We start from the raw sequence: 25,730 nt of genomic DNA, 5'->3' as shown, positions 1-25,730 counted from the left end.
AACTGAATTAATTAGCTGGTCTGTTCATAGCAGAAAGCATTCCACCATATACCCCATTTAAAGAAGACAAATTATTTGTTAGCGACTGCATTTGGTCTTTTAATTTTCCAGCGTTTGCAGCAACTTCCTCTTGAATTGTTGCTTGCTTATTAGCACTTTCCAATTGCACTTTATAAAGGCTATTTAAAGATTCCATTTGTACAGCAGCTAAAGAAAGTTCTTCACTATATTTTCTAGTAGAAGTTAATGCTTCTGCTGTTGGAGAAATATTTTTTGCAGCACCTTCAAAGTTTCTGATGCTATCTCCTAAGCTAGCCATTAAAGAAGAATCAATTTTAGCTTCTTTTAGCATTTCGTCAAGTTTTTTAGAAAGCTGACCTTCTGCTTCTTTAACTTCTAATGCATCTTTTTTTCTAGAAACAGTAGCACCTCCTGCTAATTCAGGATATACTAATGTCCAATCTAAATCGTCGTCTACAGGTTCAAAAGCAGAAATTGCAAAAATTAAAGCTTCTGTAATTAGACCAATGGCCAATAATAGCCCTCCATTAATGGGACCAAACTCCCAGTGTAAAATCTTAAATAATGCTCCAATAATTACAACCGAAGCCCCTAGCCCGTAGGCCATGTTAAATAGTTTCTTTGATGATTTTGCTTGTGCCATAGTAATAAAAATTTTTAAGTTAAGTCAAGTTATTAAATAAGTAGTAATTTGGTTTAAAGTTTAATTCTGAGTAGCTTCAATACCCATGTAATCTTGAACTGTTCGGAAGCCAATATAACTTCTTGCAGAATCTTGATACTCATAATCTCTAGTACTTACTTGTAAAAAGTAAGCTACGTCTTTCCAAGAACCACCTCTTATAACTTTACGCTTGTTTTCGCCATCATAAGTGTTTGGGTTCATTGTAGAAACGTACTCGTACGAATTGGGGTCGTAAGATGAATTTGTCCATTCAGAAACATTACCTGCCATATTGTAAAGATTATAATCGTTAGGGTCATACGACTTAGCTTCCACAGTATACAAAGCTTGATCGGCTGCATAATCTCCTCGCAACGGTTTAAAGTTTGCCATAAAGCAACCTCTGTCGTTTAAGATGTATGGACCTCCCCAAGGATATGTTCCAGATTCAATTCCGCCTCTGGCAGCATATTCCCATTCTGCTTCTGTAGGTAATCTAAACTGATTTACAAATTGTTGATTTTTCTGTTTCTGAAAATCATTTTTATATTTTGTACGCCATGCGCAAAAAGCTTTTGCTTGTTTCCAAGAAACTCCAACTACTGGATAGTCGCTATACGCCTCACTCCAAAAATAGTCGTTATGCATTGGCTCATTATAAGAATAACTAAAGTCTTTAATCCACACTGTAGTATCTGGATATACCAACACCTCTTCATGTCTAATAAAATCTTTACGACTTCCACCACCTTTAGCTCTGGCAGCTGCTTGGATATCCATCCAGTCGTATTGAAATTTTAATTTAGTTACATCAATAGTTCTTTGTCCGTTGTAAGACTCCTCAACAGGAATATACATGGTATCCATTATTTCCGTGTAGTATTCGTCTGGGTATTTAGAAACATCCCAAATAAGATCTGCATCTTTATTTAAGCGTCTCCCTTCGTATCCTGTTTCTCCCATTCCAGCATAATTAAAAAGCATATACTTTTCATATTCTGAAAGATTTGTAGTGTCTGCATCTTTAAATGCATACTCCCCAATTCCTCCATTTCCAGGAATTTCTCCGAGATCATCAGCAAGAATTGCTAATTTAGTACGGACAGTGGAATCTTTTACCCATTCTACAAACTGACGATACTCGCTGTTTGTTATCTCTGTTTCGTCCATATAAAATGAACGCACTGTTACGGTCTTAGTTGGAGCATTGAGAACATCGGCCATGTCTTCTTCAGACCTTCCCATTATGAAGGCTCCTCCTGGAACAAGTGACATTCCGTAGGGCTTTTCGGGATGCCATTTTTTTCCACTCACGCCAACTAATTCTCCTCTGTCATTAGAACCACAGCTGGTTAATAATAATGTAACAGATGCTAATAGAAATAGCTTTTTCATATACATAATTGAGGTTAAATTACATTCTTAGATTTAAGATGGTAAACCTATTTAATAAAATTCAAAAAAACAATAAACTCTTTATTTTTGTTGTAAAACGCCGAGAAACCACAGTCAACCTAAAATATCGTGTTATTTCTACACCCGCTAAACTAACATTTTTTTATACGCTTTCCACCATCTTTCTGGCACTACGCCATTACTAGCTTCAAGATATTCATTGTGTGTGCATGGTAATAACGCATGTCTTTTGTATTTATTATTCAAATTTTCTATTTGTGGTACTTCTATCCACCACCTTCCAGAAATATTACTCTCATAAAAACAAATATCCATTTCCTCCAAAGGCACTATATACTTGTTATAGTTGGTGTTTGTAATAAAAGGATAGTCCTTTTTTCTGAAGTTAAAACCTTCTATAAAATACCACAAAATTTGTGCAGATAATTGTGCACATTGTAGTGTTTTTCTTGTATTAAATAACCCAAATGAAGTTACTTTATCACTTATTCCTGCATACCTAGCAATAGCACAAATCTCTCTCCCATCAAAACCATTAGGATAGCTTCCTGAGGCACATCCAAGCTCTGAAGCTTTTATGGAGGTTATATCCAAACTCACCAAATCGGTATCTCTAAATACTGGTTCTACACTAGAAACATCATTAATAACTTCCCCTAATCTATACGCATCAAAAAAGAGTTTCTCCATTAAATCAATCTCTTCTTGCGCATTAAAATAAGTTTGATATCCTACAATAGAATAATTGAATAAATTATTAGGCTGCTCCATAATAACCTTACTCATATATGCATTGGAGGCTATTAATTCGTCGGAAGCACTAAAGTCGAATTTACTATCTACAGAGGTTAAGTTTACCATTTGCTCCATGGCATCATACGCTCTATACATGGCATAGGTAAGATCCTGACTCCCACCAATTACAATAGGAATGATATTTTTTTTAAGAAGCGAAGTTGTTACCTCTGAAAGCGCATAATACGTATCTTTCAAGGTTTCTCCAGGTTCGATATCTCCTATGTCGGCAATTGAAGCATGCCAATTTCCATAAAAGAGTTTATAAAACTCAATTCTTATAGCATTTAAATCGAGTTCCGCATAATTATCGGCTGTTTCGCTTCGGGTGTCTTTAACTCCAACTATTGCTAGCTGAATATTTTCCAAGTCAGGAAAACCACCTTTTTCGGTATGAATATGAATTGTTTTTCCTAAAGCTTGTTTGGGCAATAATTCTTTATGCGCCAAAACTACGCTTTTAACAGGCGCTAAAAATTCAATATTCATATGTTTATTTTTATTGTCTTTAAATGGTTATACGGAACATCCAAATAATAATCATTCAGCTGTTTGCCTATAATTAGACATGGATGTTTCATAATTACTTTTTAGTATTTGTTTTCTTAGTTGTTGCTTTCTTTTTGGCAGGCGCTTTCTTTTTAGCTGCTGCCTTTTTCTTAGGCGCCTTCTTTTCAATTAAATCTTTCACCGCTTCAAGCGTTAATTTTGTAGCATCAACATCTTTAGAAAGCTCTATTTTTGTTTTCCCTTTTATGATATTAGAACGTCCCCAGCGTGCTTTTTCCACACGGATTCCTTCTTCTTCCCAATTATGAATTACTTTTTCTCGCTCTTTCTTAAGCTTGTCTTCAATAAGCTCTTCAATATCGGCTTGTGAAAGGTTATCGAAATCGTATTTTTTATTGACATTGATAAACATTCCGTCCCATTTAATAAAAGGACCAAAACGCCCAACTCCTTTAGTAACATCTATATCTTTATAACTTGCTATTGGAGCATCTGCTTTTTTCTTCTGAAGAATGAGCTCTTTTGCACGATCCATATCTACCTCAAAAACATCCTCCCCTTTTTCTAAGGAAACAAAACTTTTTCCAAAACGAACATACGGTCCAAAACGCCCAACATTAACCTCAACTTCTTCTCCTTCAAATGTTCCTAACTGACGTGGAAGCTTAAATAAATCTAAAGCTTCATCAAAAGTAATAGTATCTATAGACTGGTCTGGCAATAAACTGGCAAACTTAGGCTTCTCTTCCTCTTCCGCAGTTCCTATTTGCGCCATCGGCCCAAAGCGACCTAAACGCACGCTTAACTGCCTTCCTGTTTGCGGATCTTTCCCTAAAACTCGTTCTCCACTTTCACGCTCGGCATTTTCTTCTACATCTTTTACATTTGGATGAAAATCTTTATAGAAGTTCTCAATCATCTTTGTCCAATCTTCTTCTCCAGAAGCAATATCATCAAAACTCTGCTCTACTTTTGCCGTAAAATTATAATCTAGAATTCCTGAAAAATGATTTACCAAAAAGTCATTTACAATCATTCCAATATCTGTAGGTACTAATTTACCTTTATCAGAACCCACATTCTCTGTTAGGCTCTCTTCTTTTATTTTATTATTCTCTAAAGTAAACTGGACATATGCACGCTCCACTCCATCAATAGTTCCACGCTCCACATACCCTCTATTTTGAATAGTTGAAATAGTTGGCGCATAAGTAGACGGGCGACCTATACCTAGCTCTTCCAGTTTTTTAACCAAAGAGGCCTCTGTATATCTGTATGGCGGACGCGTAAAACGTTCTGTTGCGGTAATATAATTATCATAAACAGTCTCTCCAACTTTTAAAGCTGGCAACATTCCTGCTTGCTCTTCATCTTCATCATCGGTTCCTTCTAAATAAACCTTTAAAAAACCTTCAAATTTTAATACCTCTCCATTTGCTGTAAACAATTCGGAATGCTTATCTGCTTCAATCTTAACATTTGTTCGCTCTAATTGAGCATCACTCATTTGAGAAGCCAAGGTTCTTTTCCAAATCAATTCATACAAACGTGCTTGATCTCTATCTATTTGAACACGATGACGTGTCATATCTGTAGGACGGATAGCTTCGTGAGCTTCTTGCGCTCCTTTAGATTTCCCTGTATAATTTCTCGGCTTGCTAAATTCTTTACCATAAGATTTTATAATCTCATCTTTTGCCGCTTCAACAGCCTCACTAGACAAGTTTACACTATCTGTTCTCATATATGTTATAAGTCCAGCTTCATATAAACGTTGCGCCATATTCATGGTTTTTCCAACCGAGAAATACAACTTACGAGAAGCTTCCTGTTGTAAAGTTGAAGTTGTAAAAGGTGCTGCAGGTGTTTTTTTAGCTGGCTTCGTATCTAAATCGGCTATTTTGAAATTAGCACCTACATTGGTATCAAGAAAAGCTTTTGCTTCTTCTTTCGATTTAAAACTCTTATTAATTTTAGCTTTAAAAGTTTTCCCTTCTTCATTTTTAAATTCAGCAACAATTTTAAAAGAAGCTTCAGGAGTAAACTCTTTAATTTCTCGTTCTCTTTCTACAATTAAACGTACAGAAACAGATTGCACTCTCCCTGCGGAAAGTCCAGTTTTAATCTTTTTCCATAACACAGGAGAAAGCTCATACCCCACCAATCTATCTAAAACCCTTCTTGCCTGTTGTGCATTTACCAAATTATAATCTATGGTACGCGGATTCTCAATAGCTTTTTGAATAGCACTTTTGGTAATTGAATTAAAAACAATACGCTTAGTCTTACTTGCATCAAGCTTCAACTCTTCTGCTAAGTGCCATGCAATAGCTTCCCCTTCTCGGTCTTCATCACTTGCTAACCAAACCATTTCAGCGGTTTTTGCAAGGTCTTTTAATTTCTTAACAACCGATTTTTTATCAGAAGAAACGATGTATTTAGGTTTAAAATCCTTTTCTACATCCACCCCCAATTCTCTCGAAGGAAGGTCTGCTATATGCCCAAAGCTAGAAGCTACCGTATAATCTTTTCCTAAAAATTTCTCGATAGTTTTCGCTTTCGCAGGGGACTCAACAATAACCAAATTCTTTGCCATAAAGCCATTTTTTAAGATTACAAAAGTATACAGATTTTTTAACTTCCAATACTTTCCGTTTTTTTAAGCAATTAAAATACCCATAAAATCATAGAAAAGCCTTTGCTAAACAGCAAAGGCTCTCTCTTTATATTTTGATAGTGAAGTGAGTTTAATTATACTAATACTCGCATTTTCGAGTACTTAGAAATTAATTTTAAACTCCTTTTTTACTTCACTTAAATAATTGACATTTTCTTAAACTTCGGAGGTACCAATTTGAGATATTTCATTATCATCATCAAAACCTACCGCTTCTTTGTACACCAAATAAGTTGGTAAATAGGTAAAAGATGCTGTAAATAAAAGTCCAATTCCACAAAGTATCATCCCTACCATTTGAGCCAAAAAGCTAGAAACTACAATTAAACCAAAGGTTATTAACCACTTTTTATTCCCTAGTTTAAAACTAGCCTTCAACGTTTCTTTAGCACTCAACTCTGGATTAAAAGCAAATATAATGGAAATAAAGGCCAAAGGAACCGATACATATATTACAGGAAAAACACATAAAAGTGTTGCCAATAACGCTATTACTAATGAGAAAAATGACAGCTTAAAAAGTTTCCCTAAATAAGGTTTCTTTAAAAACATAAACAAACTATTATTTCCTACTTCCCTATTTAAGTCTTTACTCCTTACAATTTTATAGAAGCCAGCCATAAGTCCTAAAGATATAGTTTGAATAATTAAAAGCACTGGAAGCAGTAATAGAAAGAAAGGAATCATTGCGGCTGGAGACATTTCCGAGCTCATTTCCGAATTATAAGATTGAGCCATTGCAGCGCCAATAATTGGAACATAAAGTATCATTAACGCAGGAAGCATTAATAAAAAAGTAACAATTACTAGTAACACTCCTTGCCCCCAAGTTTTTTTAAACAACTCAATTGCCTTTCCAAAAACAGATCCAAAGTCGATAGATTTACTGTTTTCAATTTTTTCTAATAGAAGATTAAAATTCATTTTTATTTTTTCTGATGGATTAGTCGCACGAAATTAATATTATTTTTTCGAACCAAATTAAAAAAGACCATTTAAAAATAAAGCCAAGAATCTCCCCCTCAACTCGCCCTAAAAACTATACCCGACTCTTTTTAAACATGCTTTTACACTAAACCACATAAAGCTTTAAAAACCTCTAAAATATTTTAAATATTTATAACTCAAATTCACTTACTAATTCCAATCCGTTTTCTAAATAACTATATTGATATAATGTACCATCTCCTATCATTATTAAATTATTGGCTAATGGAATTACGTCGTAAGCTTTTTCAACATCATAAGTTTCTAGTAACTTAACCGAAGGAACATCTTTTTTATCAAAAACTTTAAGTCCAGCATCCCCATCACACACATACAATTTATCGTTTTTAACTCCTAATCCATAAGGTTCCTCTAGAGTGTAAGACGATTTTTCAACTGGATTCATAATGTCTGAAATATCTATCACTCGCAAACTACTATTTATAGCACCACAAAAATTCCCTCCTCTTAAGGTTACAAAGGCATAATCTCCATCCACCACAACAGGATCGCAAGAGGTAACATGTCTAAATTCTGAAACAAAACTAGGAACTGCAGGTGTTTTTATATCATATATATACAAGCCATTCATACTCCCAAGAAACAAGTACTCCCCTCTGTTAAATATAGTTTCGATATCAAAACCAGCTTCAACAGATTCTTTTTTCTGAGGCGTATTCAAATTAGAAATATCAAAAACATTAATATTGCTATAATCTACAGCATACAAATAATTATTTACAATTTTAAACCTCGCCAAAGAGCCTCCTTGTCCAGTTTCAGAAGAAGAAAAACTTTCACTAAAAGCAGCATTAGACACATCATAATAAACAGGATTGTCTTCTATCTTTCTTCGCTCTTCTTTTATATTCCAACCAACTACTATCGCTTTTTGATCTTGCGGATAGGTATTATAATTAATATAAGTAGCATCCACAGGATAAGGAGCATAATAAGGAAAAACGTCTTCTAATCTTTCTACTTCTTTTATTTCAGTTAGATTAGAAATATCAAAAACCACCAAATCCATATAACTATCTACATACAAATAATCTCCTTTAATTTCCATATCGTTACTTCCAAGCACTTTTAAGAAGGCTGTTTTTTGAGGATTTGCAGGATTCGTATTATCTATTAAATGAATTCCTTCTTTTTTATCGTTTATCAAAATTAAATGGTCTTTTACATAAACCTTTCCAGACTCAGAGATGTTTTGCGGCGGAAGTACAGAGGTAGAGTTTCGCAATTCCGCAACACTCATTGTTATTGCAGATGCAACTTGCACAGTTTCATAATCATCGTCATTTGCACAAGAAACAAACACAAGCAAAGACAACAAACACAGTAGTAACTTATTAATTTTCATTGGTTTTGGTTTTTTGGTTATTTCCTCATAGATTCAAATTAAGTTAAAAAGTTGCGTTAAATTTACGCTGACAATTTGTCACTACACCAAATATAATCTTATCTTTGCATCCAAATTGATTTTTTAAGGATACGATGGAGAAGATTATTGACGAAAACAAACAAGGTAATAGTTTAGTTTTAGAGCAAGAAGTAACCAATTCTAGAAAGCTTTATATTGAAAGTTATGGGTGCCAGATGAATTTTTCTGACAGCGAAATTGTTGCTTCCATCTTGGCAAAAGAAGGTTTTAATACCACCGAGAAAATGGAAGAAGCCGACCTTGTGTTGGTAAACACATGTTCTATTAGAGATAAAGCTGAGCAAACTGTACGCAAGCGTTTAGAAAAATTTAATGCCGTAAAACGTATTAATCCGAAAATGAAAGTTGGCGTTCTTGGCTGTATGGCAGAACGTTTAAAAGATAAATTTCTAGAAGAAGAAAAAATTGTAGATATGGTTGTAGGCCCAGATGCCTACAAAGATTTACCTAACCTTGTACAAGAAATTGGCGAAGGAAAAAATGCAGTAAACGTAATTCTTTCCAAAGAAGAAACCTATGGAGATGTTGCTCCCGTACGTTTAAATACCAATGGGGTTAGCGCCTTTGTATCTATTACTCGTGGTTGTGATAATATGTGTACATTTTGTGTGGTTCCTTTTACCCGCGGGAGAGAACGTAGCCGAGATCCACAATCTATTTTAGAAGAAGTAAAAAATCTTGCCGAACGTGGTTTTAAAGAAATTACGCTGCTTGGACAAAATGTGGATAGCTATTTATGGTATGGTGGCGGACTCAAAAAAGATTATGATAAAGCTTCGGATATGCAAAAAGCAACTGCAGTAAATTTTTCAGAATTACTATCTCTTGTTGCGGAAGCACATCCAAAAATGCGTATTCGTTTTTCAACTTCCAACCCTCAAGATATGACATTGGATGTTATTGAAACAATGGCAAAACATAAGAATATATGTAAGCACATCCATTTACCAGTACAGAGTGGAAGTAATAGAATTTTAAAAGAAATGAATCGTCTTCATACCCGTGAAGAGTATTTTGAATTGATAGATAATATCCGAAAAATCCTTCCTGAGTGTTCTGTTTCTCAAGATATGATTATTGGTTTTCCTACAGAAACTACCAAAGACCATGAAGACACTATGGATTTAATGGAACATGTAAAATACGATTTCGGTTATATGTTTACGTATTCGGAACGCCCGGGAACACTTGCAGAACGAAAATTAGAAGACGATGTTCCAGAAGAAACTAAAAAGAGCAGACTTACAGAAATTATAAACCTTCAGCAAAAACATAGCGCCTTCCGTACTAAGCAAAATTTAGGCAAAACGGTAGAAGTACTTATTGAAGGGAATTCTAAAAAATCTGATGCACATTGGATGGGACGTACCTCACAAAACACGGTTACTGTTTTCCCAAAAGAACAATATAAAATTGGAGAATTTGTTAATGTTAAAATCAACGAATGTACAACGGCAACCCTTATTGGCGAAGCTATTGGATATTCGGAGAATAACTAAAAACAACTTCCTAAAAACAAAATAAACATGGAGAGTGTTCAAGCTACAAAACAACGTTTTGGTATCATCGGAAACGATGTAAAACTAAATCGTGCTATTGAAAAAGCCATTCAAGTTGCCCCTACCGATATTTCTGTATTAATTACAGGAGAAAGTGGCGTTGGGAAGGAAGCACTTCCAAAAATTATACATTCGCTTTCTCATAGAAAACATGGAAAATTTATAGCAGTAAACTGTGGTGCAATTCCAGAAGGAACAATTGATTCTGAGCTTTTTGGGCACGAAAAAGGAGCCTTTACAGGAGCTACACAAACTAGAAGTGGATACTTTGAGGAAGCAGATGGCGGAACTATTTTTTTAGATGAAGTAGGAGAACTTCCACTTACCACACAGGTTCGACTATTAAGAGTACTTGAAAATGGAGAATTTTTAAAAGTAGGATCTTCAAAAGTTCAAAAAACGGATGTTCGTATCGTAGCTGCTACCAATATCAATATGTTTGAAGCTATTGAAAAAGAGAAGTTTCGTGAAGATTTATACTACAGATTAAGCACTGTAGAAATACATTTGCCTCCACTTAGAGAGCGTAAAGACGATATCCATTTACTTTTTAGAAAATTTGCTTCAGATTTTGCTCAGAAATACAAAATGCCAACCATCCGTTTAGAAGAAGATGCTGTTCAACTTTTAAACAAATACCGATGGAGCGGAAATGTGCGTCAGCTTAGAAATATTGCTGAACAAATTTCAGTTTTAGAGCAAAATAGAGCTATTACTTATGATACTTTAAAGGGATACCTTCCAGATGCTGGCAGTAATTTACCAGCCGTTATTAAGAATCAGAAATCGGAAAGCGATTTTAGTAGCGAGCGTGAAATTCTTTATAAAATCCTTTTTGATATGAAAGGAGATTTAAACGATTTAAAGAAACTTACCATGGAACTCATGAAGGATGGGACGAATGGTGAAAAAGTTCAGCAAGAAAATAAAACGCTTATCAATAAAATATATGGAGGAGAAGAAGACGAAATAGATTTTGAACAAGCCGATGAAGAAGATGCTATGGAAATTCTTCAAGTAGAACATCAGAAAAATTTACCACATAGCACTTCTGTTGAAGACAAATATCATTTTGCAGAAGAAATCCAAGAGGAAGAAACGCTTTCTCTTCAAGATAAAGAATTAGAACTTATCAAAAAATCCTTGGAACGCAACAAAGGAAAACGCAAAGCCGCAGCAACCGAACTTGGGATTTCCGAAAGAACACTTTATAGAAAAATAAAACAATACGATTTATAATATTTTTTGTTCTTTTGAACCTTACACAATTTTTAAAATGAAGAAATTTTTTGTACTTTTTATAGCAATTATAAGCATACAAGGCTGTGGTCCTTATTCTTTTACAGGAGTTAACACAACTGCAGAATCCTTTCAGGTAAACTTTTTCCGAAATGAGGCTCCAATTATTGAGCCTGGTTTGGATTATGATTTTACAAATGCGCTGCAAGATTTAATATTAAATCAAACAAACTTACAACTAGTTAACAGAAATGCAGATTTAATTTATGAAGGTGAAATTGTAGAATACAGAGTCTCTCCAATGTCTGCTACCGCCGATCAAACAGCGGCACAAAACCGATTAACAATTTCGGTTAATGTACGTTTTTACGACACCAAAAACCCTGAAGAAGATTTTGAAAGAAGATTTTCTTTCTTCTATGATTACCCTGCGGCAACCCAATTGATTACTGTAAAACAAGCTGCTCATGATGAAATTTTTGAGCGTATAACACAAGATATTTTTAACGAAACCCTTGCAAACTGGTAATAAATGAATGTTACTGATTTTTCATATTTATTACAAAAGCCTGAACAAATTACACAGCAACACGTCGATTCTCTAAAAAAGATTATCGAAGAGTTCCCTTATTTCCAAGCAGCAAGAGCCGTTTACCTAAAAGCTTTAAAAGCACAAGAAAGTTTTAAATACAATAGCGAGTTAAAGCATACCGCAGCTTACACTACAGACCGTTCTATTTTATTTGAATACATTACTTCGGAAGCGTTTGAGCAACATGCTATTGCTAAAAAAATAGCGCTACAAACTACTAACGAAACGCTCTATGGAATTGATGTTACCGCAGAAGAGGTTATTGTAAAAGATAATAAAACTTCTTTTGATTTTAACGAAGTAAATTCAAATGCTGTAATGGATCCTGAGTTGTTTCTACCTAAAGAAGAAAACCTAACAGAAGAAACTTTATCAGAAGAAAAATCAACTTTACAGCTCGGAAAACCTTTAGACTTCAGCAAAAGAGAAACCCATTCTTTTATGGAATGGATGCAGCTATCTGCTACTGCTAAACCCATTAAAAGAGAAGAAAAGAAGCATATTGCATTAGAAAAACCTGTAGAAGAACAAGAAGATAAAAAAGAAAAGAAGTCTGGAATAGAAGGAAAATTAAAGCTTATAGATAAATTTTTAGAAAACAATCCTAAAATTCCTCCAGCTGCCAATACAGCTAACAAGGTAAATTTGGCAAAAGAAAATAATGCCGAAAAAACCGAATTAATGACGGAAACTTTGGCACGGGTTTACTTGGAGCAAAAGAAATACAAAAAAGCAATTCAAGCTTATAAAATTTTAAGTTTGAAATATCCAGAAAAAAGTGGTTTCTTTGCAGACCAAATTAACGCAGTTAAGAAATTAAAAGACAATAATTAATATAGAAATGAGTACGTTTTCAATTTTTTTGGTACTAATTATAATAGTAGCCTTTTTATTAGTTTTAGTGATTATGGTACAAAACCCTAAGGGAGGCGGATTGTCTTCTTCTTTTGGTGGTGGCGGAAGTCAAGTTGTAGGAGGAGTTAAAAAGACAGGAGATTTTCTTGATAAAAGTACCTGGACACTAGCAACTATTTTAGTAGCATTAATATTGCTTTCTAACATTACATTAATTTCTAACGATTCTACCGAATCTAAATTATTAGACGGAAGAGATGTACAAACTACTGCGCCTAGTACTACAGTACCTTCAGCAGAAGTTCCTGCAACAGCTACAGATAGTACTGACGGACAATAAAGATTTATCTTATTACACATATAAAAAATGCCAGCTTATAATTAAGCTGGCATTTTTATTTTAAAACACTTTCTTCTTACTTTTCCTAGAATTACATTTTGACATTTTTTTACTTGAAAATTTATAAAAATGACAGTTAAGACATGAAAAATATATGCACATGAGTAAAATTGTCAGTTTATAATGCGTGGCACAATTTCTGTCTGATTAATGAAAGTGAATTTTAAATTAATTAATCAAATATTAAAAATATGTCGAAGTTAAACATTAAACCGCTTGCTGACAGAGTTCTTATTGAGCCGCAAGCTGCTGAAACTAAAACAGCTTCAGGGATTATTATTCCAGACAACGCAAAAGAAAAACCTCAAAAAGGAACTGTTGTAGCTGTAGGACCAGGAACTAAAGACGAAAAAGTGACTGTAAAGGTTGGCGATTCTGTATTATACGGAAAATATGCCGGTACCGAATTAAAATTAGAAGGTAACGATTACCTAATAATGCGCGAAAGCGATATTCTTGCTATTGTATAAACAGCTATAAGCTATATACAACAAGCCATAAGCAAGTGAGGTTTTAAAAAATCTCAAAAAACAAATGGCAAACGATAAAATAAATACAATTAAAACAAACACTAGGAAAGCATACAGCATTATGCAAATTGCTTTTAAGTGTAAAATTTAAAAACCATGGCAAAAGATATAAAATTTGACATTCAAGCTCGTGACGGACTAAAGCGCGGTGTGGATGCTTTAGCAAACGCAGTAAAAGTAACTTTAGGTCCTAAAGGACGTAATGTAATTATTAATAAATCTTTTGGAGCTCCTCAAGTAACAAAAGATGGTGTTTCTGTAGCAAAAGAAATAGAATTAGAAGATGCGCTAGAAAATATGGGAGCGCAAATGGTAAAAGAAGTTGCTTCTAAAACTAACGACTTTGCAGGAGATGGTACAACAACAGCTACCGTTCTTGCTCAAGCTATTGTAAAAGAAGGACTTAAAAACGTTACCGCTGGCGCAAACCCAATGGACTTAAAAAGAGGAATCGATAAAGCTGTTGAAGCTATTGTTGCAGACCTTAAAAAACAAGCACAAACGGTTGGAGATTCTTCAGATATGATCAAACAAGTTGCAGCAATTTCTGCAAATAATGATGACACTATTGGAGACCTAATTGCGCAAGCATTTACTAAAGTTGGTAAAGAAGGGGTTATTACTGTAGAAGAAGCAAAAGGAACAGATACTTATGTAGATGTTGTTGAAGGAATGCAGTTTGACAGAGGATACCTTTCTCCATACTTTGTTACCGATACAGATAAAATGATTGCGGATTTAGACAATCCATACATCCTTTTATTTGACAAGAAAATCTCTAACCTTCAAGAAATCCTTCCAATTTTAGAGCCAGTTGCTCAATCTGGAAGACCTCTTTTAATTATTGCTGAAGATGTAGACGGACAAGCATTGGCTACTTTAGTTGTAAACAAACTAAGAGGTGGACTTAAAATTGCTGCTGTTAAAGCTCCAGGATTTGGAGACAGACGTAAAGCAATGCTTGAAGATATTGCAATCTTAACTGGAGGTACTGTAATTTCTGAAGAAAGAGGATTCTCTCTAGAAAATGCTTCTTTAGATATGCTTGGTTCTGCAGAAACTGTTACTATAGATAAAGACAACACTACTGTTGTTAATGGTGCTGGAGATGCTGAAACTATCAAAGCAAGAGTAAACCAGATTAAAGCACAAATAGATACTACTACCTCTGATTATGATAAAGAAAAACTTCAAGAGCGTTTAGCTAAATTGGCTGGAGGTGTTGCTGTACTTTACGTAGGTGCTGCTTCTGAAGTTGAAATGAAAGAGAAAAAAGACCGAGTAGACGATGCATTACACGCAACTAGAGCAGCTGTAGAAGAAGGTATTGTTGCTGGTGGAGGTGTAGCTTTACTTAGAGCCAAAGCAGTACTTAGCAAGCTTAAAGCTGATAATGACGATGAAGAAACAGGAATCCAAATTGTAACACGTGCCGTTGAAGCACCACTTAGAACAATTGTGGAAAATGCAGGAAATGAAGGTTCTGTAGTTGTTGCTAAAGTGTACGAAGGCAAAGACGACTTTGGTTACAATGCAAAAACTGGAGAATATGTACAAATGTTAAAAGCTGGTATTATAGATCCTACTAAAGTAACTAGAATTGCATTAGAAAATGCTGCTTCTGTTGCTGGTATGATTTTAACTACCGAATGCTCTTTAACAGATATTAAAGAAGATGCTCCTGCAATGCCTCCAATGGGCGGCGGAGGAATGCCAGGAATGATGTAATATCACTCCCATAAAAATTAAAACGCGGTGCAAAGCACCGCGTTTTTTTATGTATTTAAATCAACTACCTCTAGGCAAGCCTACTAGGGATGCAAAGGAAAATAATTTAATCTATTTCGACGTCGGGGAATAAAACCCTCAATGAGGGATTTAAAAGTTATAACAATAAATAGCTCCTTAAAAAGCTACTGTTATTTTTCCTCTTAGATAAAAAGGCGTTCCTGGTGTAAAATGGATTTCTTCTACTGGAGCAGGTTCATCAAACAAACGACTTTCGGTTGCAAATTGTGTTTCGTTCCATTCTGTATCCAAAAGATTTTCGATTATGATACCATAAGTCCAATTTTTCCAAGAATAACTAATATTAAAATCGGTTACAAAATAGCCTTCAGCAATAATAGAATTATCTTCATTTGCTGGTCTATCATCTACATATCGGTAAGTTAGTGCTCCTGAAAAATTACCTAAATTTTCAACCGAAATTCCTCCTACCGTAGTAAAATCTGGCGCTAAAGGAATATAATTTTCTCCATCAGGATCGTTTACACTTCTTCCGTGGGCATAATTTGCATCGGCATAAATATACAACCAAGGTAGCACTTGGTAACGAGCACCAATATCAACCCCTAAACGACGTGTTTCTCCACTTGGCTCCACTATAGCCGCATCTCCAACATACACAAATTCTTGGTCTAAATACAACCACCATAAGGTGGCATTTAAAGCTAGTTTATTAAAGGGTTTATAGATTGTTCCTAAGTCTGCTCCATAAGCCGTTGGCAAAATATCTTCGCCTTGGTTAGCAACAACCACACGTGCATCGTTAGAATGAAAGCCCATTCCTGTTTTCAAAAAGAGCTGCCAATTAGAATTTACAGAAAAAATAGTGTTTAGCTTAGGACTTACAGCTACTTTACTTTCACTTTTATTATCATAAACATCGGTTAACTTATTGTAATAATCAAACTTAAAATAATCCAATCGTACTGCAGGATTGAAGGTCCATTTTCCAATTTTAAATTCGGTATTTACAAAACCATATGTATTTACCTCGTCCACGTCTCCATAGGCATAACGCTCTAGAATTTCCATTCTATTTAAGGTGTGAGAAAGCTGCATATCGTCCACATTATCATATCTAAATCCAGCTCCTGCTTGGTATTCAAAATGAATATTATTTCCTAACTCATAATTATTTCTTTCAAATACACTCTCTGCTCCAACAATTACACGACTTTCTTTTTGCTCTATTTGATCTCCATTTACTGGATCGTCTAAGTAAAATGTAAAGTTTGAAAAAAGATTAAAATCATATTTAGAAATAAAGGCTTTTGTTTTTACAGCCCTATTTTCATCTAAAACTTTAAAATGATTAACCGACAAATTAGTTCTGCTAGTTTCACCGCCTTCGGTATCGTCTATTGCTCCAAATCTATCTATCAAACCTTCGTCTACAGCACGCTGTGGAATTTGCCCAGAAGCATCCCATTTACTTTGAAAGTGAGAGGCTGTAATGGTTAAATCTTCATCTGCAGCTAATTTATAATTGTAACGAGCCATCACATTAATCCGGTTAAAATTCTGCGGACTATTAAAAGGACCATCTGTTAAATACAACTCTGAAGCTACATAAGCATTACTTTTTTCAGTATCCAAAACCTTTAACATCCCCATAAAACGACTCGTATTAAACTGCCCAACTTCCAAGGAAACTAAACTATTATCGAGCGTTTTTCTAAGATTTAAATCTATATAACCTGCAGTTGTAAAATCTCCATGATTAGCAAAATAAGGACCTTTCCCAAAATTTATACCTTCTATAGTTTCTGGAATTACAAAATGTAAATCTGAATACCCTTGCCCATGGGCATGAGAAACCATATTTACAGGAATTCCATCCACATTTATAGAAACATCGGTTCCATGATCAATATCAAAACCACGTAAAAATATTTGCTCTGCTTTCCCTCCTCCTGCATGCTGACCAATAATTAAGCCTGGAACTTTTCTTAATATTTCTTGAGAAGATTTTACTGGGTTTGTTTGAATATCTACATCTACAAACTTGCTTAACGTATTTACTTCTGACACTAAAACAACTTGCTCTAATGAAATATTAGTTTGGGATAAAGTAATATTTTTCTGCTGATTTAAATCGGCATCATCTACCACAACCAAAACTGTTTTATAACCTAAACTAGAGTAATAGACAGAGTCTTTTATAGAAGTTTTTATCAAACTATATGTGCCACTCTGATTAGAATGAGAATGGCTACCAGATGTTTTATTAAAAACACCAACATCGGAAAGAGGGTTCCCCTCAGAATCAACAATTCTTCCCGATAAATTTTGTGCATAAGACACACTTACAACAAGTATAACAAATACTGTTATTATTTTTTTCATTATAATTCTTATTTGAATTTAGTATTTCTTTTGAGACATACGCATTTTTGCCTTTAAATCAAACCCCAATTCCCTCGAAGCAAGAAAGGACTGATAAGACAGAAACAACTCTTTAAAAATAAATTAGCTTATTTGCGGAGGTGGTGTAGTTACATCTATAGAAATATAATAAGAAGTACTATTTAGATGCCATTCTTTTTCTTGAAAAATTATTAGCGTAATAGGATAAAAATTAAAAATTTCGGAGAACAAATGTTCATCTAATTTAGTGTTAGACAACAATTTCCTTTCATCTTCCTTTTTATTTTTCACGGAAATAAATAGCGATGCTATAAAAGAAAGCGCTCCATGATGATGACTATTATTAGCTGAATGCTTTTGATTTGAATTACTGCCGTGACCACGATACCCACTATATGCAAAACGATTAACCGATTGAAAATTGTGTGAGTGATGCATTGACTCTTTATGTCCATTTTCTGTAAAAAATTCTACTTTGTGACTCACAAAATGTAAAAAATTAAAAACTGAACTTTTAAAAGGACTCAATAGATAAATTAAAACTCCTAAAATGAGAAAGCATCGTATTACAAATAACTTTATGTGAATGATGCTTTTCAAAATAATTTTATTCAGTTTTTATTTGATTTAAGATACAAGACCCATTTCCTTCAAGAAAAAAAGAGTAAAATCTATTTACTTTTATCGGATAACAATGATTCAAAATTAGGAAAAAAATAGATAGAAACTATCTCGGAGCAAGCTGATGAGGCATTTAAAGGAAAATCTAAAAAATATTTAGAGGCAGACTTTGAAACTTTCAAAGCTCGATTATAGAAAAAAAATAACCTTATTAATTCCTCAAAACAACATACAATTATCAATAAATTTATTAAAAATAACTACTTACTATAGATTTTATCTTTAGTAAGATTAATAACATAGAATATAACTATTTGATTTTAAGCATAATATTAACGATATTTGTTCTAACAATATACTCTACAAATTTTATAGGGTATTGAAAATGAATCAATTTCGACAGTACAGTCGAAACATTCTAAAACCTCACAAAGTGAGCAAATAACTATTATGGCTTTTATAAAAATTAGAAGAAAAACAAAATTAGAGAAAAGGTACAGTAAGAAAATGGGAAGTATAAGTGTTAAAGTTACTTATATTAGAAAACATTTATTAGGAATACCGCTTCGAACTATTCACAAGTACAGAGAAACTTATTACGGTACTATTAAAGACTGTAAAGATTGTACTTTAACAGCTTAGCTTTTAAAAAAAATTGATATAAAAAAACCACGCAAATGCGTGGTTTTTTGTTTTTATAAACTGATGAATTTATTTGTTTTCATCTGTCATATCATCGATTTCATCTTCTACTTCTTCTGCCCCTTCTTCAATTTTATCACCAGCGTCATCAACTGCTTCTTCTACTTGTTCAGCAGGAGTGTCTTTCTTCTCTTTACAACTAGTTGTAAAAGCTGTTAATGAAAATACTAATGCAAGAGTTAAAAATATCTTTTTCATGTTGTTTAGTTTTAATGGTTATTAATTATAATTATTTTTATCTTCTGGTCATTCTACTTATAAGTGATATTACAAATAACACTAAAAATACAAAGAATAATATTTTAGCAATTCCTGCAGCAGCTCCAGCAATTCCACCAAAGCCAAATACAGCAGCTACAATTGCTACTATTAAAAAAATGATTGTCCAACGTAACATAATATTTAAGTTTTTTGGTTATACTCTAATATACGTACACAAAGTGTTTTCTGACGTATCTTTAAGGAATTTTAACTTAAAATGTTAATTCGCTGTTAATCCACTAAACACAATATCAAATAGTTACAACATGTTAAGCAGAAGCAACCTCAGACTCTCTATGAATCTTTTTAACCAGTCCTTGTAGTACTTTTCCTGGACCAACTTCGGTAAATAATAATGCACCATCTTTTACCATATTCTCAACACTTTGAGTCCATTTAACTGGTGCCGTTAATTGAGCCATCAAATTCTTTTTAATATCATCCGGATTAACAACTGCTGTTGTAGTTACATTTTGATAAACAGGACAAATAGGTTTACTAAAAGTTGTTTGCTCTATGGCAGCTGCTAAATCTTCTCTAGCTGGTTCCATTAATGGAGAATGGAACGCTCCACCAACAGGTAAAACCAAAGCTCTACGAGCTCCTTTTTCTTTAAGTGCTTCACAGGCTGCATTAATTGCTTCTACTTCCCCAGAAATAACAAGTTGCCCAGGGCAATTGTAATTTGCAGGCACAACCACTCCTTCAATTTCTTTACATACTTGCTCAACAATGGTATCGTCTAATCCTAAAACAGCAGCCATTGTACTTGGCTTAAGTTCACAAGCCTTTTGCATTGCCAATGCTCTACGAGACACCAATTTCAAACCATCTTCAAAACTTAAAGTTTTATTGGCAACTAAAGCAGAAAGTTCTCCTAAAGAATGTCCAGCAACCATATCTGGATTAAATGTATTCCCTATAACTTTACTTAATATAACTGAATGTAAGAATACAGCTGGCTGAGTAACTTTAGTTTGTTTTAAATCTTCCGTAGTACCCTCAAACATAATATCAGTAATTTTAAAACCTAATATTTCATTTGCTTGTTCAAACAATTCTTTTGCCAAATCGGATTTCTCGTATAAATCAAGTCCCATTCCAACAAATTGTGCTCCTTGTCCAGGAAAAATATATGCATTCATGTGTTTTATTATTTACAGGTTTTCAGCAAAAATAGAAATTATATTTCAAAAAGAATTAACTAGCATAAAGGCAAGCAACGAGGCATTCAATAGAAACTAATTATAAAAACCGCTATAATTAATCCTCCTTAAACCATGAAGCGTACATAACATAACTATTAGCTATACGCTCAATTTCATTCTTACTTAAATCTTTACTAATTTCTTTTACTTTTTTTGCAGGCACGCCAGCATATATAGAACCCGCTTCTACATGCGTGTTTTGAGTAATCACAGCACCTGCAGCTATAATAGAGTTGCTTTCTACAATGCAATTATCCATTACAATACTCCCCATTCCAATTAACACATTATCTTTTATGGTACAACCATGAACAATTGCATTATGACCAATAGAGACATTATTTCCAATAGTAGTAGGGTGTTTTTTATAGGTACAATGAATAACAGCTCCATCTTGAATATTTACCTTATCGCCTATTTTTATATAATGCACATCTCCACGAATTACTGCATTAAACCATACACTACAATTAGCTCCCATTGATACATCTCCAACAATTGTGGCATTTTCGGCAATAAAAATATCCGCGCCAAAAACTGGATGCTTTCCATTTACTTCTTTAATAATCATAATTAGAATTTCTACAAAGATACTTGGAGTTTAATAATTTACAGCAGGACACTTACATTTATAACGTGGTTTTCCTTGAAGGAAATTGTATCCTAAAGTTATTTGATGAAACCCTCCATTATCAAATCTTAAATCTCCAGATTGATACGAATAATTATATGAGAACATAAATTGTTTAATGTTCACACCTACTATTGGAGTGAATAATTGTAACTTTTGTTTTCCAGAGTTCCCATTAATTTCATATTCGGCGCCATCAAAACTTCTCCGATATGAAAGTCCTCCCCATATTTTACCAAAATCCATTTCTCGATATACCTTTGCGTTTACATCTACAGCAGACTCTTCTGTATATTCTGAAAATTGAAATAGAAAAGAAGGTTCAAATTGCCATTGAGATTTTCCAAAAACATAACCAGCAGAAAACAAATAGCGTCTTACATTATCTATCTCTTCCGCAGAATACAAATCTCTCCCGCTTCCCAACATATTTTTAACAGCAAAATGAGCATAAAACTCTAAAAAATTATAAGACATCCCAACATCAACATTAAAATAATTTACGTTGTTGCTAGTACCTGTTATTATTGGATCTGGAATAATAGAAACAAACTCAGACTCATCCAACCTACTTTGCAAAAAACCTACATTTACTCCAAACGATAATTGATTAACTCCATCTCTATATTCGGACAACGTAATGTGATGCGCATATGTTAATTTCATTCCTGTTTGAGAATGGTATCCATTTCTATCATTAAATAATATAGCTCCCACCCCACTTCTATCGCCCACTCTCATATGTGCATTGAGTGTTTGTAATGCAGGCGCTTTTTCTACATCAAACCATTGCTTTCTTGCAGTCATTCTAACCTTTCCACCTTGACCAACTCCAGCCATTGATGGATATACAAGGTAATAATTATCGGATAGGTAGTCAAAATACACGGGGATTCCCTCTTGAGCATAGGAAGATGTTACAAGTAAAAAAAGTAAAGAAAAATAGATTTTCTGAAAGAACTTCATGAAAGTACCTTTATTTGGTAGGTTAATGGCTCAAAGATATCAAAAGATGAGTTACGTTTTGTAATTTTGCAACAAAATCGATGAAATGGAGCCATATAAAATAAACATACAGCCAACAAATAGGCCAGCAATTATAAAGTTTGAAGCCAATAAGTTTTTAACTCGTAAGCAAAATTATGAGTTTAAAAACGTAGACGACGCTAAGAATTCGCCTTTGGCAAAGCAGCTTTTCTATCTTCCGTTTACAAAAACAGTATATATCTCTGGTAATTTTGTTGCTATAGAACGTTATGATATTGTTGAGTGGGCAGATGTTCAAGATGAAGTAGCTGAGCAGATTGAAAATTATTTAAACTCTGGAGAACCTGTTATTATAGAAGATGATACTACTCCTTCTAAAATTCCAGTAACCATTTATGCAGAAAGCACTCCAAATCCAGCTGCTTTAAAATTTGTTTCCAACAAAAAATTAGTTTTATCAACCTACGAATTTAAAAATATTGAAGAAGCTAAAGATTCTCCTTTAGCAAGTGGTCTTTTCCATTTTCCTTTTGTTAAAGAAGTTTTTATTGACGAAAATTACATCTCTATTCTAAAGTATGATATTGCGGAATGGGATGATATTGTAGTTGAATTAAGAGAATACATTCGTTTACACATTGAAGAAGGGAAAGACATAGTATCTGACAACGCACAAAGCAAGACTACAGATGCAGCAGAAACTCCTAATAACAATAAAAGCGTAGACACTTCTAATTTGGATGATACTTCTAAACAAATTATTGACATTTTAGAAGAATATGTAAAACCTGCTGTAGCTAGTGACGGTGGAAACATTCTTTTTCAATCGTATGATGAAGAATCTAAAACTGTAAGTGTAATTCTTCAGGGAGCATGTAGCGGCTGTCCTTCTTCTACATTCACTTTAAAAAATGGAATTGAGAGTATGTTAAAAAGCATGCTAGTAGATAAAGTAAATGAAGTAGTTGCCATTAACGGGTAAATAACAATTTATTTTAAATATTAAAAAAACAAAGCCCGATTTAACTCGGGCTTTGTTCTTCTTCATAACAAATTTCTTAACTTTTTATGCGCTTATAATCGTCATGAAACTCTTTAAAGAGTGTTAGTAAATTAATAGTAGCTGTAATTAAGTCTTTTGTTTCTAACAATAAACTAAAATATAACTTCGTGTTTTTTGGACTCGTTTCTGTGCTTCGAATGCGGTCTATTTGCTTCTGAATTAATGCTGAAACATTATCAAGCAATTCTTTTTTATCTTCAATAATAAAACCAATATCTTCAAAAGTATTTCCGTCTAAATCAACTTTTATTCTTTCAAAAAGAACCTCCAATCTTTCATCAATTCTCTTAAGATCTCTAATTTGATTAAATTTTAAATTCTTATGGTTATTATTTACATGCGAGTAACTATTTTTTGTAATATAACTAATAGACTGTACCATGTCTTGCAAATAATCTAAGGTAAGGATATAGAATTTACTTGCATCAACAGAACTTTCATCTAAAGACTTTATAAAGTAAAAGATGTCACTTTTAAGCGTATCAACTTCATCTTCTAATTTACTGAGTTGTTTTTTAGATTTTTTAAGTTTATTAAGATCTTGCAAACCTAAATTATCTACCACTTCTCCATAAACTTTGCTTATACGTCTTATTACTTTAGAGATATTATCGGAACTATCGCTTATAATTTCATTAATTGTAATTAGAGATGTTCTATCAATTTGAATTGCTGCTTCTTTCTCCTTTTCCTTTTTCTTGTAGCTTAAAAAGCTACGAGTAATTAATAATACAGCAATAATCAACAAAACTACTAGTGCAATTCCTTTTCCATAATAAATAACCGTGGCAAATATTGCAGCCGCTACAAACGCTACAATTGCCGTTATAAACCAGCCTCCAATAACATTAAAAACACCAGCAACTCTATAAACAGCGCTTTCTCTACCCCAAGCTTTATCGGAAAGAGAAGTCCCCATTGCTACCATAAAAGAAACGTATGTGGTAGATAATGGAAGCTTTAAGGATGTTGCCATAGATATTAAAATACTTGCAACCATAAGATTTACGGCTGCTCTAACCATATCAAACGCAGGTTCATCTGCATTCTTTTTTGTTCTTTTACTTTCTGGTTTTGAAAATCTCTTTTCAATACGCTGTTGAATTTCATCAGGAAGCACTACCGCTATAGCTTGATTTAAATTGACAGAAGCGCGTACAATAAATCTAGATAAAAAATTAGGCTGAAATTTTTCTGACCCCTCTCCACTTCTTGCCAAATTAATTTCTGTATACATTACCGAACGTGCTTTTTTAGAAAGCCAAAGCGTAACAACCATTACCAAACCTGCCAATATCAACATATAAGTTGGCGTTTCCACTTGCCCAGATAGGCTGTTCATTGTATATTCTGTTGGTAAAACCCCAGAAGCTTGGTAGGCTCCATGCCATAATTCATAAGACTGATATGCTGCAATTGGAACGCCTATAAAATTCACCAAATCATTTCCAGCAAAAGCTAATGCTAATGCAAAAGTTCCAATAAGGATTATTATTTTTAAAATATTCAGTTTAGTAAAGCTGATAATTATTTGCGAAATCCCTGTAAAAACAACAAAACAGAAAGCTACTATTAATAATTTATTACCATCAATAAAATCTAAAAAAGATTGCGGAATTACAGAAACTCCCTTTATTCCTTTTATCAGAATAAAATAAGTAATTGCAGTTATAGCTATCCCCCCAAAGATTCCGCCAACATATTTTATACGTTTTTCATAATGAAAAGAAAAGATAAATCTAGAAATCCATTGTACAAAAGCACCTACAATGAATGCAATAACAACCGACAGTAAAATCCCAAAGATAATTTCTGCGGCTTTATCTCCATTAATATAATTACCTAAAGCCCCAATAGCATCATTAGCTTTTATAATTTTAAGAATAGAAATTGCTACAGATGCGCCCAACAGTTCAAATACAATAGAAACTGTAGTAGAAGTTGGTAATGCAAGTGAATTAAATAGATCCAAAAGCAAAATATCTGTTATCATGACGGCCATGAAGATGATCATGATTTCATCAAAATAAAACTGTCCCGGATTAAAAATACCTTTCCTAGCAACCTCCATCAATCCAGACGAAAATATAGCTCCTACTGCTACCCCAATACTAGCAATAATTAATATGGTCTTAAGGGACGCTGCTTTAGAACCTACGGCAGAATTTAAAAAATTCACCGCATCGTTACTCACACCTACTGTTAAATCTGTAATGGCCAATACAAAAAGTACCACCAACATAAAAATATAAAACTGCTCCATATAAACTTTTAACTAAAAGCAAAAGTCTATTAACAATTTAAAAGCCAAGTTAATTTAAAGTTACCAAAATATTACTTTGAAATTAATAACTAACTATGAATCCATAAGTTAGTTGCTATGAATTTTAGATACTGATAAAAATAAATT

General features: G+C 33.6%; 23 protein-coding genes. 9 read left to right on the top strand and 14 right to left on the bottom strand.

The window, feature by feature from the left end:
- Positions 1 to 7 precede the first annotated feature (7 nt).
- From porL to AC13CQ_RS17525, 6 genes are all read right to left on the bottom strand, one after another.
- Positions 8 to 664, bottom strand: coding sequence for a type IX secretion system motor protein PorL/GldL (gene porL / locus AC13CQ_RS17550; protein ID WP_335587775.1), 657 nt, complete (start codon positions 662 to 664; stop codon positions 8 to 10).
- A 60-nt stretch (positions 665 to 724) separates the two neighbouring features.
- Complete coding sequence (gene porK, locus AC13CQ_RS17545; protein ID WP_474506525.1) at positions 725 to 2,080, bottom strand: T9SS ring complex lipoprotein PorK/GldK; 1,356 nt, start codon at positions 2,078 to 2,080, stop codon at positions 725 to 727.
- A gap of 147 nt (positions 2,081 to 2,227) precedes the next feature.
- Positions 2,228 to 3,385 (bottom strand): formimidoylglutamase, encoded by a 1,158-nt coding sequence (locus AC13CQ_RS17540; protein WP_474506526.1) that lies wholly within the window; start codon positions 3,383 to 3,385, stop codon positions 2,228 to 2,230.
- Between the two features lie 94 nt (positions 3,386 to 3,479).
- Positions 3,480 to 6,002, bottom strand: a complete 2,523-nt coding sequence (gene topA / locus AC13CQ_RS17535; RefSeq protein ID WP_335587778.1) for a type I DNA topoisomerase — start codon at positions 6,000 to 6,002, stop codon at positions 3,480 to 3,482.
- Positions 6,003 to 6,239: 237 nt separating this feature from the next.
- Positions 6,240 to 7,007, bottom strand: coding sequence for a hypothetical protein (locus AC13CQ_RS17530; protein WP_474506527.1), 768 nt, complete (start codon positions 7,005 to 7,007; stop codon positions 6,240 to 6,242).
- A gap of 193 nt (positions 7,008 to 7,200) precedes the next feature.
- A complete protein-coding gene (locus AC13CQ_RS17525; RefSeq protein ID WP_474506528.1) occupies positions 7,201 to 8,436 on the bottom strand; it encodes an LVIVD repeat-containing protein in 1,236 nt (411 codons plus the stop codon).
- Between the two features lie 134 nt (positions 8,437 to 8,570).
- On the opposite strand from AC13CQ_RS17525, the gene miaB reads away from it, so the two are divergent.
- The 7 genes from miaB (at position 8,571) to groL (ending at position 15,420) form a co-directional block, all read left to right on the top strand.
- Entirely contained in the window at positions 8,571 to 10,016 is a 1,446-nt protein-coding gene (miaB, locus tag AC13CQ_RS17520) for a tRNA (N6-isopentenyl adenosine(37)-C2)-methylthiotransferase MiaB (protein ID WP_008612035.1), read from the top strand.
- 27 nt (positions 10,017 to 10,043) lie between these two features.
- A complete protein-coding gene (locus AC13CQ_RS17515) occupies positions 10,044 to 11,315 on the top strand; it encodes a sigma-54 interaction domain-containing protein (RefSeq protein ID WP_008612034.1) in 1,272 nt (423 codons plus the stop codon).
- Between the two features lie 37 nt (positions 11,316 to 11,352).
- Positions 11,353 to 11,844, top strand: a complete 492-nt coding sequence (locus tag AC13CQ_RS17510; RefSeq protein ID WP_008612033.1) for an LptE family protein — start codon at positions 11,353 to 11,355, stop codon at positions 11,842 to 11,844.
- A gap of 3 nt (positions 11,845 to 11,847) precedes the next feature.
- The gene (locus tag AC13CQ_RS17505) at positions 11,848 to 12,741 is read left to right on the top strand and encodes a hypothetical protein (RefSeq protein WP_008612032.1); all 894 of its coding nucleotides are present in this window, start codon (positions 11,848 to 11,850) and stop codon (positions 12,739 to 12,741) included.
- 7 nt (positions 12,742 to 12,748) lie between these two features.
- The gene (gene secG, locus AC13CQ_RS17500) at positions 12,749 to 13,102 is read left to right on the top strand and encodes a preprotein translocase subunit SecG (RefSeq protein WP_008612030.1); all 354 of its coding nucleotides are present in this window, start codon (positions 12,749 to 12,751) and stop codon (positions 13,100 to 13,102) included.
- A gap of 251 nt (positions 13,103 to 13,353) precedes the next feature.
- Positions 13,354 to 13,632, top strand: coding sequence for a co-chaperone GroES (locus AC13CQ_RS17495; protein WP_008612029.1), 279 nt, complete (start codon positions 13,354 to 13,356; stop codon positions 13,630 to 13,632).
- Between the two features lie 156 nt (positions 13,633 to 13,788).
- A complete protein-coding gene (gene groL / locus AC13CQ_RS17490) occupies positions 13,789 to 15,420 on the top strand; it encodes a chaperonin GroEL (RefSeq protein WP_008612027.1) in 1,632 nt (543 codons plus the stop codon).
- Positions 15,421 to 15,597: 177 nt separating this feature from the next.
- On the opposite strand, the gene AC13CQ_RS17485 is transcribed toward groL, so the two are convergent.
- Entirely contained in the window at positions 15,598 to 17,826 is a 2,229-nt protein-coding gene (locus AC13CQ_RS17485; protein WP_474506529.1) for a TonB-dependent receptor, read from the bottom strand.
- 123 nt (positions 17,827 to 17,949) lie between these two features.
- A complete protein-coding gene (locus AC13CQ_RS17480) occupies positions 17,950 to 18,333 on the bottom strand; it encodes a hypothetical protein (RefSeq protein ID WP_474507643.1) in 384 nt (127 codons plus the stop codon).
- 585 nt (positions 18,334 to 18,918) lie between these two features.
- Between AC13CQ_RS17480 and AC13CQ_RS17475 the strand changes: the two genes are divergently transcribed.
- Positions 18,919 to 19,110, top strand: a complete 192-nt coding sequence (locus AC13CQ_RS17475) for a hypothetical protein (RefSeq protein ID WP_008612024.1) — start codon at positions 18,919 to 18,921, stop codon at positions 19,108 to 19,110.
- Positions 19,111 to 19,179: 69 nt separating this feature from the next.
- On the opposite strand, the gene AC13CQ_RS17470 is transcribed toward AC13CQ_RS17475, so the two are convergent.
- The 5 genes from AC13CQ_RS17470 to AC13CQ_RS17450 form a co-directional block, all read right to left on the bottom strand.
- On the bottom strand, positions 19,180 to 19,368 hold the full coding sequence (locus AC13CQ_RS17470; RefSeq protein ID WP_008612022.1) for a hypothetical protein: 189 nt from the start codon (positions 19,366 to 19,368) through the stop codon (positions 19,180 to 19,182).
- Positions 19,369 to 19,405: 37 nt separating this feature from the next.
- The gene (locus tag AC13CQ_RS17465) at positions 19,406 to 19,567 is read right to left on the bottom strand and encodes a DUF1328 family protein (protein ID WP_008612020.1); all 162 of its coding nucleotides are present in this window, start codon (positions 19,565 to 19,567) and stop codon (positions 19,406 to 19,408) included.
- Between the two features lie 133 nt (positions 19,568 to 19,700).
- Positions 19,701 to 20,576 carry an ACP S-malonyltransferase gene (gene fabD / locus AC13CQ_RS17460; RefSeq protein WP_008612018.1) on the bottom strand — a complete coding sequence of 292 codons (876 nt, stop codon included), beginning with the start codon at positions 20,574 to 20,576 and terminating at the stop codon, positions 19,701 to 19,703.
- Positions 20,577 to 20,694: 118 nt separating this feature from the next.
- A complete protein-coding gene (locus tag AC13CQ_RS17455; RefSeq protein ID WP_474506531.1) occupies positions 20,695 to 21,210 on the bottom strand; it encodes a gamma carbonic anhydrase family protein in 516 nt (171 codons plus the stop codon).
- Between the two features lie 30 nt (positions 21,211 to 21,240).
- A complete protein-coding gene (locus tag AC13CQ_RS17450) occupies positions 21,241 to 22,236 on the bottom strand; it encodes a PorP/SprF family type IX secretion system membrane protein (RefSeq protein WP_008612015.1) in 996 nt (331 codons plus the stop codon).
- An 85-nt stretch (positions 22,237 to 22,321) separates the two neighbouring features.
- Between AC13CQ_RS17450 and AC13CQ_RS17445 the strand changes: the two genes are divergently transcribed.
- Complete coding sequence (locus tag AC13CQ_RS17445) at positions 22,322 to 23,239, top strand: NifU family protein (RefSeq protein ID WP_008612014.1); 918 nt, start codon at positions 22,322 to 22,324, stop codon at positions 23,237 to 23,239.
- A gap of 76 nt (positions 23,240 to 23,315) precedes the next feature.
- On the opposite strand, the gene AC13CQ_RS17440 is transcribed toward AC13CQ_RS17445, so the two are convergent.
- Positions 23,316 to 25,583 carry an inorganic phosphate transporter gene (locus tag AC13CQ_RS17440; RefSeq protein WP_337901672.1) on the bottom strand — a complete coding sequence of 756 codons (2,268 nt, stop codon included), beginning with the start codon at positions 25,581 to 25,583 and terminating at the stop codon, positions 23,316 to 23,318.
- Positions 25,584 to 25,730: the final 147 nt, after the last annotated feature.

The organism is Galbibacter sp. L-19, assembly GCF_056857615.1.
This window is presented reverse-complemented; position numbering and strand designations above follow the sequence as displayed.